12 protein-coding genes and 1 pseudogene are annotated in these 10,440 nt (G+C 40.0%); 11 read left to right on the forward strand and 2 right to left on the reverse strand.

The window, feature by feature from the left end; all coding sequences use genetic code 11:
* The 11 genes from ACAN52_RS21600 to ACAN52_RS21650 all read left to right on the forward strand — a co-directional run.
* Nucleotides 1–107 (forward strand): IS3 family transposase (locus ACAN52_RS21600; RefSeq protein WP_378957096.1); only part of this gene is annotated, 107 nt, incomplete at its 5' end.
* A 770-nt stretch (nt 108–877) separates the two neighbouring features.
* Entirely contained in the window at nt 878–1,093 is a 216-nt protein-coding gene (locus ACAN52_RS21605; RefSeq protein ID WP_378957190.1) for a hypothetical protein, read from the forward strand.
* A gap of 432 nt (nt 1,094–1,525) precedes the next feature.
* Nucleotides 1,526–2,758, forward strand: a complete 1,233-nt coding sequence (locus ACAN52_RS21610; protein WP_378957192.1) for an ATP-binding protein — start codon at nt 1,526–1,528, stop codon at nt 2,756–2,758.
* 20 nt (nt 2,759–2,778) lie between these two features.
* Nucleotides 2,779–2,844 carry a 23S rRNA (pseudouridine(1915)-N(3))-methyltransferase RlmH gene (locus ACAN52_RS21615; protein ID WP_378957205.1) on the forward strand — a complete coding sequence of 22 codons (66 nt, stop codon included), beginning with the start codon at nt 2,779–2,781 and terminating at the stop codon, nt 2,842–2,844.
* A gap of 233 nt (nt 2,845–3,077) precedes the next feature.
* Complete coding sequence (locus tag ACAN52_RS21620) at nt 3,078–3,740, forward strand: GGDEF domain-containing protein (protein WP_378957193.1); 663 nt, start codon at nt 3,078–3,080, stop codon at nt 3,738–3,740.
* Nucleotides 3,741–4,258: 518 nt separating this feature from the next.
* Nucleotides 4,259–4,657, forward strand: coding sequence for a hypothetical protein (locus ACAN52_RS21625; protein WP_378957195.1), 399 nt, complete (start codon nt 4,259–4,261; stop codon nt 4,655–4,657).
* A gap of 222 nt (nt 4,658–4,879) precedes the next feature.
* The gene (locus tag ACAN52_RS21630) at nt 4,880–5,179 is read left to right on the forward strand and encodes a hypothetical protein (protein WP_378957197.1); all 300 of its coding nucleotides are present in this window, start codon (nt 4,880–4,882) and stop codon (nt 5,177–5,179) included.
* 356 nt (nt 5,180–5,535) lie between these two features.
* Nucleotides 5,536–6,534: a methionine ABC transporter ATP-binding protein gene (locus tag ACAN52_RS21635; protein WP_378957198.1), complete on the forward strand. Its 999-nt coding sequence runs from the start codon at nt 5,536–5,538 to the stop codon at nt 6,532–6,534.
* Between the two features lie 133 nt (nt 6,535–6,667).
* On the forward strand, nt 6,668–7,222 hold the full coding sequence (locus ACAN52_RS21640) for a methionine ABC transporter permease (protein ID WP_378957207.1): 555 nt from the start codon (nt 6,668–6,670) through the stop codon (nt 7,220–7,222).
* A 35-nt stretch (nt 7,223–7,257) separates the two neighbouring features.
* Nucleotides 7,258–8,034 carry a MetQ/NlpA family ABC transporter substrate-binding protein gene (locus ACAN52_RS21645; RefSeq protein ID WP_378957199.1) on the forward strand — a complete coding sequence of 259 codons (777 nt, stop codon included), beginning with the start codon at nt 7,258–7,260 and terminating at the stop codon, nt 8,032–8,034.
* A gap of 18 nt (nt 8,035–8,052) precedes the next feature.
* Nucleotides 8,053–8,871: a DUF169 domain-containing protein gene (locus ACAN52_RS21650; protein WP_378957201.1), complete on the forward strand. Its 819-nt coding sequence runs from the start codon at nt 8,053–8,055 to the stop codon at nt 8,869–8,871.
* 219 nt (nt 8,872–9,090) lie between these two features.
* On the opposite strand, the gene ACAN52_RS21655 is transcribed toward ACAN52_RS21650, so the two are convergent.
* Nucleotides 9,091–9,855, reverse strand: a complete 765-nt coding sequence (locus ACAN52_RS21655; RefSeq protein ID WP_378957203.1) for a helix-turn-helix domain-containing protein — start codon at nt 9,853–9,855, stop codon at nt 9,091–9,093.
* 405 nt (nt 9,856–10,260) lie between these two features.
* Nucleotides 10,261–10,440: pseudogene (locus ACAN52_RS21660) on the reverse strand (TRAP transporter substrate-binding protein); the annotation flags it as partial.

Raw genomic sequence — 10,440 nt, forward strand, 5'->3', positions numbered from 1 at the left:
AATTAACGGAATATGTAGACTGGTTTAATAATAAACGAATTCATTCTACGTTGGGCTATCTTAGCCCGATGGAGTATAAAAATAAAGCCCTTAAGGAAACTGTCTAGTTTTCTGTTGACAATCCACCTCAATCCTTGAAAAATCAGGGATTGAGGGCTTCTCATTTTGTATGTTTCTAATGGGCAGAAGGTATGTGCCCATTAGAAACATACAATAAAAAAAGGAAAAACACAGCCTATCTGTGCGAATAAGAATATTGTACAATAGTGTTGATAAATTTGATGTTGAGCATATTGCAAGAGGTAAATAGGACGAACGATTCAATAGTATGGCTATCCAGTAATAATAGTGGCTCCTTTAGAAATTTAAGCTGTTGTCATTCCAGACCCTGCCTTGGTTTCCTTCATCAGAACCTCTTTGGGTGGAGTTATTTCATTTGCTATTGTATGTTCCGTTAATTCAGATAAAAATCTGATTTTTTTTGTTTATCATATTCCTCATACAGTTTGGTACGTGTTCTTCATGGGCCCTATGAATAAAAAACAGGGGGACAGGCACATTGTTTCTCGAGAACACGGTGCCTATCCTCTTAACGCCGACATGGGGGCGGAGGATTAGGAGAATGGGGACGACAGGTTGTGCGAAAACTATTTTTGCAATTTTAAATCCCCCACTTTAATGCATAAATGACCATTTTCTTCAATTCAATATAGTAAAAAAATCTAAAAAGTGAAGGATATCCTCCACTTTTTAGATTTTTATTTATTAGTTTTGGAGTTTTCGCACAGTCTGACGGTCCTTTTTGTCATACAAGGTTTTTAAAAAAAGGTTGTCAATTAGGACAGTCCCTTGTGAGTCCCCGTGGGATAAGGACGAATTGGGAATCGGTATCCCCTACCATCAGCTCAAGGAGATCATTAACGGTTTGCGCAAGACAGTCAACCCGATGGAGGCAAATGAAGACAAGCACCGGATTGCCAAACGCTTAGCAGACGCAGGGCAAAGCGGTTCCCTGGAAGTCGTCTTCAGCCATAACTACTTCACCGGTGCCTATGGTACTCCAGAACAACTTGCCCACCGTAAAAAGGAATAACTATGAGACAATCCTCGACGCCAAGTAAACTGGCTGGACGAGGCTTGTTTGTTTTCAGATCCTATTTTCACCTTGAGCTGTATCTTTAAAAGAATTTTTTTAAAAAAGGTATTTGATAGAGACTCTATTTTGACAATTAGGCAGGAATGATAAATAAACGTGTAGAAGTAAAGGAATAATTTGTATAAAGGCAAATTATTCCTTTGCTTAACAGTTGTTATCCGAAGCTTCAATTAACGATAGAGGATGTAGATTAGATTATTAAAGCACGTTATAGTGTTTAAATGCTTAAAAAGTTAGTTCTGAATGTATAGAATAGCCCTCTTTTTATTTTGGCTAGTCAAGAATGATTCAGATTTGCAAATAATCTTTGAGATGCAGTAGCGAAATTTCAAAATTAAGATTTTTAGCTTTAATAGAGGAGGGAAAAGTGTGGAACCGTTTATAACAAAAAAATGTTTAACTAATAAAAATCGATTAGAAATTGAGCTATCAATTATGAAGCGACTGCATCACATAAGTACACGCTTCATATGTGAGAATAACTTTCAAGATTTACTTGCGGAAATTGTTGAAGCGGCGGTAATAATAACAAATGCCAACATGGGCAATATCCAGATATATGATGAACGATCTTCTTCGCTCCAGATCGTAGCTCATAGTGGGTTTAAAAAACCGTTTCTAGATTTTTTTAGTACTGTTCATACAGGACAAGCTGCATGTGGGGCTGCGATGAAATTAAAAGAACGCGTAATCATCGAAGACATCACCCAAAGCCCTATATTTATAAATACACCTTCACTAGATGTGATGTTGGATGCGGGAGCATGGGCGGTTCAGTCCACACCGCTGTATAGTCGTCAAGGTCGGCTTGTGGGGATGCTCTCTACGCATTACCATACTCCTAGCCGTCCCAATGATCAAGATTTACAGCTGCTCGACGTACTGGCTCGCCAAAGTGCCGATATCATTGAACGAGTGCAAATAGAAACACGGATCGCTCATATTGACCGCCTCAATCTTATAGGTGAAATGGCGGCCAGTTTAGGTCATGAGGTGAGAAATCCTATGACAACGGTGCGTGGCTACTTACAGCTGTTTCAAAAAAAAGACGAATTTAAAGCGTTCAAGAGCCAACTTGATACAATGGTTGAGGAATTAGATAGAGCCAACTTAATTATTTCTGAATTTTTATCTCTTGCAAAAAATAAAGTCGTGGAATTGAAATATGACAATCTTAATAATACAATTTATACACTCTATCCGTTATTACAAGCAGAGGCTTTTCGCCTAGGGCATGATTTTCAAATGGACTTAAACGAGATACCTCTTATTAATTATGATGATAGAGAGATAAGACAACTTATTCATAATTTAGTTCGAAATGGTATTGAAGCAATGAAAACGAGAGGAACATTAAAGATAAAGACTTACATTGAAGATGAAAAAGTTGTACTCAGCATTCAGGATACTGGAACTGGAATCGCTAAAGACATTCAAGAATCAATCGGAATCCCCTTTCGTACAACGAAAGATAATGGTATAGGGATTGGACTTTCAGTTTGTTACAGAATTGCTCAAAGGCATGAGGCGGAACTGGATTTTGTTACAGGTAGCAATGGTACAAAATTCTTTATAAGATTTAAGAATAAACAGCTTGCCTAGCTGGTCTCTGTTTCCTTCGACTGCTGCTGGTGGAACAGATTTATAGAGGGTTTAAGATTAATCGAGGGGAACCTTATCATTTATAATCGCAAAAGAACTCCTGCCAATTTTTTTATAAAAAAGTGGCAGGAGTTCTCGTATATATAGTAAATATAAATGAGATAAAAGATAATTAAAAACTATTGAAACACCGAAAGATTATCTTATTGAGTTATGACCATGAAGTATTATATCGCTAAGAAAGTAAGAATTTTTCTGCAAAAGATAAAGAATAGGAAGACTAGTACCAGCAATATATAAGCAAGGCAGGTTTTATATTTTGGACAATTTATTTGCTATGCAGGCTTCACGCATCATTTTGGTTAACATCATCTTATTGCACTTTATAGGGTATGTAGTTCAACATTATCTTTTCTCAGATATAGATTGGTTTATTTGGCTAGTCGTCGGTTGTATTGATGCATACTTTGGATTCAGATGTGGTATTTATATTCAGAGTATTTTTAAGGATGCCCTAACTGGATTATATAACCGAAGCTACTTTTATCTTTTTCTTGATAAGGTACTAGTGGATATGCGAATAAAAAAGACATTTACTTCCTTGCTAATGGTAGATATTGATAAATTTAAAAAAGTTAATGATGTTTATGGTCATCTGACCGGCGATATAATACTAAAGCAAGTCGGGAATGCGCTGCAGCAAAATGTTAGGAAAAATGACTGTGTTTTTAGATGGGGAGGAGAAGAATTTATTATTGTTCTCCCTGCAACAGACAGAGAAAGTGCAATAGATATTGCCGAAAGTCTTAGGATTTGCATTGAGAACTATAATTTCAATGCAGTACCTGTTTTCCTTAAGTTAACGATTAGTATAGGATTAGTCTGTGTTAATGAATGTATTGATAGAGATTCTATGGTAAATTCAGCGGATAAGGCTTTGTATGAGGCTAAGATAAAGAGAAATACAGTGACTGTCTATTAAGTGTAGAGAAAATAATTGTCGTTAGAGCATGTGGTAAAGATGAAATTCTTTTGATGTCCTCGAAATAGATGGCATATGTGAAACAAGGTACAGGTGTATTGTTTTTCTACCTGTGAGGGACAAGGGGACAGGTTCAGTGCCCCACTAATGCAAGATATTTATCGTTCTTAAAGTGGTTTTAGGAGGGACAAAGAATCTGTCCCTCCGTTCTATACGTCAAGCGCACATTTTGGTGTTGAGCCTTAAATTTACTAACCAAAAATTTTCTTTAGCTATACTTTTTCAATCTGAGGCAGCGGAAAGGTTATCTTTTTTTTTATGTTTTTCGGGTACTAAACCTTGTTCTATAGCGTAAAAGCAAGTTTTTAAAATATGAAATACTAGGAAATCTCGATTATGAAAGAGATTAATTAAGATTATAGAAGGAGTAATGGTAATTGTGTTACTTTACAGAAAATAGTAAAGTTAGTCCTTGTTTTATACGATATTAATTATAGAAAATAAGGAAGGTGATAAATATGAAGATATCTGGAGTTGCATTGCCGTTACAAAGTAAATCCCTCAATACGGGAGATCGTAAAGATGAAAAAACGCAAAATACGAAGAGTAAATCGGAAGGACAGCGCTATGTTACTGTAAGGGACGGAGATTATCTATACACTTATATAGTAATCGGAGATAACTTCAAGGTGCTGATTGGTCGACTTGCTGTTGATAAGGATAAAGACGAGAAAACAGATGAGGTAAAAAAGCAAGATAACGATAAGCAGACAAAGGAGGCGTTGGATAAACTCAAATTCCAGTCAATGCCTAATCAAGCATTGGTGGAATACCAACAACTACAAATGATGACACTTCCTAAAAATGATCTCCACGAAAGAAAACAAGCCACAGATGAGTCTGCAGTGAACTTTTAGTTTGGCTCGTGGGGATGGTCCTTTTTGTACGCCGACATGGCAAAGGAGGATTTGTCTTATTAGTTTTTTTATAATTTATTTATGCACAGACACCACCCCCATAAATCCTACAGTGGTGCTTGCTACCCTGATTGCTCTGCAAAATTCAGAGCGGATAAAGATGATTTACTAATTATTAAATGGCAAAATTCAATAGCACGAAGTAAAGGTATGAGAGAGAATATGGGAATCTATAAAAACCCAAATTGTAAAAAAGTCAGAGGAAGTCATATTTTAGAAGTTAGCTGTGCCTACTGCAAATGTTTTATTGCAAAATATCAGAAAGTTGGCGAAAGCAACTTCGTTAAAATGTATAATGAGCGAATCATAGAAGGGTCTATTGACTTTTCCCTTTATCACGGAGCGATATTCTGTCCCAACTGCGGAGAGCGTATTGCGACAAGATACATAACAAAAATGGATAAAAAAGAAGCATACAGGTTTGTTCCTTCAGCATTCAATAAAAAGAAATTAGAGTTATGAGTTAATTTTACAAGCGAAGGAGAAAACGTTAATGCTCATACAGCGAGTAAAATCAATGAAATATAGGCATTGGTTTTACTGCAAGGGACGTGGTGACTCGTGGAGACGGTCCTTTTTGTCACACAAGGTTTTTTTAAAAAGGTTGTCAATTAGGACCGTCCCTTGTGAGTCTTAGATCATGTAATTGCAGAATCTCCTTTTGATAAACGTAATTAATTTGCTGGCTGGGGAGGGATTTTAAGAAACATTATCGAAAATATTGAAAGTTATTATGAAAATTTATAGTAGCTGCAAATTTTATCAATATATATGTAGATAGGAATTGATAGGGATAATGGTGATGAGGCGGTAGGACTATGATACAAATTCAAAATCTATACAAAGCCTACAATGGGATTGCTATATTGGATAACATTAATCTGAATATCCAACGCAGTGAGATTTTTGGTATTGTCGGGCAAAGCGGTGCGGGAAAATCGACCTTACTCCGATGCATAAATGGTTTGGAGAGCTTTGATAAAGGCAAAATCATTGTGAATAGTACGGACATTTCAGCACTTTCGGAAAAAGACCTGTTATCTTTCCGCCGGAAAATAGGCATGATTTTTCAAAATTTTGCGCTGCTGAATCGGAGAACGGTAATTGATAATGTAATGCTGCCGATGGAGTGCTGGCACTATCCAAAAGAGGCAAGACGAAAAAAAGCACAGGAGCTGCTTGAGATTGTAGGACTTGCCGATAAAACCATGGCTTTGCCACATGAACTTTCAGGGGGGCAAAAGCAGCGTGTGGCAATTGCTAGGGCGCTGACGCTGGAACCGGACATCCTCCTATGTGATGAAGCCACTTCAGCTCTGGACCCGGCGATTACCAAGTCGATTTTGGATCTGCTTGCCGACGTCAACCGCCAGATGGGCATTACCATTGTAATCGTAACTCATGATATGTCGGTTGTTAAAGGTGTCTGCAATCGGATGGCGATTGTCACAGGCAAACAGATCGCCGCCGTGGGGGAGGTATCTGAGACCTTTCTAGCTGAACCTTCTAGCCTATTGGAACTGATCGGGAAGAAAGAGGTGGTTGCTCCAGCCAGTCATAGAATTCTTAGACTTTCTCTGAGAGATACGAGTATTGATCAAGCCTTTTTAAATGACTTCGTGTCAAAACTCAAGCTGGAGTTTACCATTATAGCGGCGAATGTTGAGCAATTTTATGGTAAAAGCTGTGGCCATTTGTATTTAAGTATTGCAGTTGAGAATATTGAACGCGCTAGGGCTTATTGCCTAAATAAGGGAATGGACTGCACCGTGTTAGTGCCAGGTGGTCGACCGGGAGGGAAGGACGATGTTCTTTGATTTAACCACTACTAGGTTGTTTGAATACCTGCCTGGAATCATTATCCCAGCTATTGGCTCTACGTTATACATGCTCTTCTTTTCAATGGTGTTTGGGTTCATTATTGGTACTGGCGTGGCTATTTTGTTGGTAATGACTTCACCTTATGGACTAAAGCCAAACAGAGAGGTTTACAGGACGGTTGGCTTTATTGTGAATATGATTCGATCTTTCCCGGTCATTATTCTTATTGTTGCCATATCGCCGGTGACAAGAGCAATCGTAGGTACTTCGATTGGAGAAGAGGCGGCGATTGTACCGTTGACGTTGGCTGCTTTTCCTGTTATTGCCCGTTACATGGAAGCCAGCTTGCTAGAAGTAGACAGCAATGTCATACTGGCGGCGCGGTCTTTTGGGGCAAGCAATAGCCAGATATTGTTCAAGGTACTGTTTTCGGAAGCCTTGCCATCGATTGTGGCAGGCTTGACCACGACAACTATTTTATTTCTGGCCAGCACAACACTGGCCGGTGCGGTAGGCGCTGGGGGACTAGGGGCGGTAGCACTGACATTTGGTTATCAACGCTTTGATGATGTGATGATGTATGCTATTGTAGTAATCCTATTTATTATGGTATTGGTCATTCAAGGGTTTGGAGAACTAATATATAGAAAAGTAAAGACAGGTAAAGGGGCTGTAAGTAAATGAATTTCAAAAGACTTGGATTGGTGGTACTCTTATGCATGGTTATTGCAGTTGTGACTGGTTGTGGCGGAAACAAGGGCGATACTCCTAAAACGGCGGACAAGAAAGAGATCACAATTGCCTGCGCCGAGACGACTCAGGACTTGGTTGCAGCTGTTGTTCCCATTATGGCCGAAAAAGGTTACAAGGTTACCTATAAGGTTTTTGACAATAATAAAAATACGCTGGTGGCTGCCAATGACGGCAGTGTGGATGCTGTCATGGTTGTTCACAGACCGTTCATGGAAAGCTTTAATGAGTCCAACAAAGGAGATCTGGTTATGGTAAAGCCATATCTCTACGCGGTTGGTATGGGACTATATTCGGAAAAATACAAGAGTGTTAGCGAGCTTCCGAACGGCGCGACTATCGCTCTCATGAACGATGCCATGAATATGGACCGGGCTCTTCGCATCCTTAGCGACGCCGGTCTCATCACCCTTAAGGATAATACAACTAAAGCCTCAGTACTTGATATTGCTCAAAATCCGCGTGGTTTTAAGTTTAAGGATATGGACCAAACGCAGACCGTTCGTGCACTGCCTGATGTCGACGCTTCTATTTCTTTCTTCAGCCATATGAGGAATGCCAACAAGGATTTCAAAGGATATCTGATCCGAGATAAGCACCCGGAAAACTATCCGCAGGGCGTAGTCGTCAAAGCCAGCAATGCTGAGGCCAAATGGGCGGTTGATTTGGTCAATGCCTTCCGCGACGAGAAAGTCCGCAAATTCGCTCAGGAGCATTACGGCGGTCTGTACGAATATTTTAACTAGTAATGGTAGGTGATGAAAATGCCAAGAAATGACGCCTTATGGCTAGATATTTTATTGGATTTGCGGCGAAAACCAGTGGGAATACGGTTTTTGCTGACGGAAGATGACTACGTGTCAAGCAAGGCTGCTGGGCTTAGCGGCGGTATGCCGTACTGTACGGCGGTGAAATGGGCTGGCGAAGGCCGTTTATGCAAGATGGACGCGGCACACTGCGCGTGCTTTGCGGCATCCAGGGCACTTGGGATGGCGCCGGTTGGCGAAGAGGCTCTGTCCGGAAGCAGGCATGCGAAGTTAGGCGTTTATGAAAATCTGTGTGTTAGCCGTTCTGTTGCTAAGGATATGGTATATTGCGCTCACAAATGCACCGGGGTAGAAATTATGCCCCTCGAAGCCTATGATGAGACCAATAGGCCAGATGTGGTCGTCATTGTCACAACACCGCATAATGCGATGCGGATTACCCAGGGTTATGCCTACCACAAAGGCCAGTTGAAGGATATCAAAATGGCCGGAATGTGTGCCATCTGTCAGGAGTGTACCTCCTATCCCTTTGAAAAAAATATGCCTAATCTCTCCATGCTCTGCTCAGGAACCCGATGTGTTGCTCAGTGGGCCAAGGACGAATTGGGGGTCGGTATCCCCTACCATCAGCTCGGAGAGGTCATCAACGGTTTGCGCAAGACGGTGAACCCGATGGAGGCAAATGAAGATAAGCACCGGATTGCCAAACGCTTAGCAGACGCAGGGCAAAGCGGTGTTCTGGAAGTCGTTTTCAGCCATAACTACTTCACTGGTGCCTATGGTACCCCAGAACAGCTTGCCCGCCGAAAAAAGTAACAAATATGGGACAAGCCTCGATGCCAAGTAAACTGGCTGGACGAGGCTTGTTTGCTTTCAGACTTCATCGCAAGAGGCTTTTGGTGACCGGAATTTTTGCCGCTATACCCGGTACGGAGAACCTTATCATTTATAATAGCGAAAAACTCCTGCAAGGATTCTAACGAGAATTTTTGCAGGAGTTTTGTATGAGTGGGAAAGATTATGTTAGGAAGGCCATCAAGTATTCGGCGTAGTTTTTCTTTGGCGGAAATAACTGATAAGGGAATAATACAGAGGAATCGTTAAAAATAAAATCCACGCTGGATGCCAACCGTCATAAAAAAAGCCCAGAGTCAAATATATGGCGACCACGACAAGAGGATAGGGAAGTAATTTCCAGTCTTTATGCTGGATTGTGGAGGCAATCCTGCTGCTAATAGGAATCAACAGGAAAACCAGCCAAGTGGGGTGCCAGATATTATAGAATACGCCAATGGCAATATAAATAAAGGAGACAATCAGTGTAATGGGGAACTGCGTGGAGTGGCGGTATTTATGTCCCCATTTTTCCCGAGCTTCTTTAAAAGTATAATCTTGTCCATTAATTGTAATATGGGCAGTGTCTTTAATATGCACACTTTCCTGCTTAGCAAAGTCGGTGGCATAGATTCCATTTGGACCGATATAGACTTCATTGTCATCGCTTTTTAGATGGATGCCGCTGAAATTGTGCAGGTCTTCTTTTTCGTTTGGTCGCTTGGCGGCTGATTCACTAGCTTGGTTGTCTGGATTAGGCTCTTCTTCACTAAACAACAACTCATCGAGGGATATCTTATAGATCTTTGCTAATAAAATTAAATTATCAGTATCGGGAGAGGCTTCGGCTCGTTCCCATTTGCTTACAGCTTGTCGGCTAATGCCAAGCTTTTCGGCCAAAGCTTCTTGAGACAGGCAGTTAGCTTTTCTTAACTTAACGAAACGGTTGGCAATTTCAATATTCATTAGAGATTGCTCCTTTTTTAGGGATATAGATCATGAACTTCTGTAGATCATGTTCTGGCTCTTATTATAGAAAAAAAGGGACGGTTGCACGATACATTCTGCTTTTCATATGTCGCAACTATTGGTTGCAACATACGAAAATACCTTTATAGCATGTATTATTTTTTATAAATTCTATCATATTTAGTTTATTTTACAAGATAAATATTGCAAAGTCACTTTAAGGTCGTATACCTATGGAATTTATGAAGGGCAATGGGGGCGTTCTCAATTGCCTTGTTTCGTCGTTACCTGTTTCCTTTATACTACTAAGCTAAGACTTTAAATATAACAGAAAAGGGCTATTACAAAAACTCAACCGAGTTCTGAATAGCCCCTTTGGATAGTTAGATATTCTATTTTATATTACTTTAAAGTGTGTATGTAATCGATAAGATCTTTAAATTGCGCACCATTCTTATCAATGACTGGTTTAACGGCTGCTTGCCACTCAGCTACATTATCAACAGTAGTAATTGTAACGCCAGCAGCTTTAATTTTTGCGTTGGATTTTTCTTCATATTTAGCCCATTCTTCCTTTTCTGT

This window comes from Pelosinus sp. sgz500959 (assembly GCF_042610375.1).
GTDB lineage: Bacteria > Bacillota > Negativicutes > DSM-13327 > DSM-13327 > CTSoil-075.

What these genes read in the sequence shown, in the direction of transcription:
- ACAN52_RS21635 (WP_378957198.1), top strand. Translation starts at nt 5,536, where the DNA reads ATGATACAAATTCAAAATCTATACAAAGCCTACAATGGGATTGCTATA.
- ACAN52_RS21655 (WP_378957203.1), bottom strand. Translation starts at nt 9,855, where the DNA reads ATGAATATTGAAATTGCCAACCGTTTCGTTAAGTTAAGAAAAGCTAAC.
- ACAN52_RS21640 (WP_378957207.1), top strand. Translation starts at nt 6,668, where the DNA reads ATGACTTCACCTTATGGACTAAAGCCAAACAGAGAGGTTTACAGGACG.
- ACAN52_RS21630 (WP_378957197.1), top strand. Translation starts at nt 4,880, where the DNA reads ATGGGAATCTATAAAAACCCAAATTGTAAAAAAGTCAGAGGAAGTCAT.
- ACAN52_RS21625 (WP_378957195.1), top strand. Translation starts at nt 4,259, where the DNA reads ATGAAGATATCTGGAGTTGCATTGCCGTTACAAAGTAAATCCCTCAAT.
- ACAN52_RS21650 (WP_378957201.1), top strand. Translation starts at nt 8,053, where the DNA reads ATGCCAAGAAATGACGCCTTATGGCTAGATATTTTATTGGATTTGCGG.
- ACAN52_RS21645 (WP_378957199.1), top strand. Translation starts at nt 7,258, where the DNA reads ATGGTTATTGCAGTTGTGACTGGTTGTGGCGGAAACAAGGGCGATACT.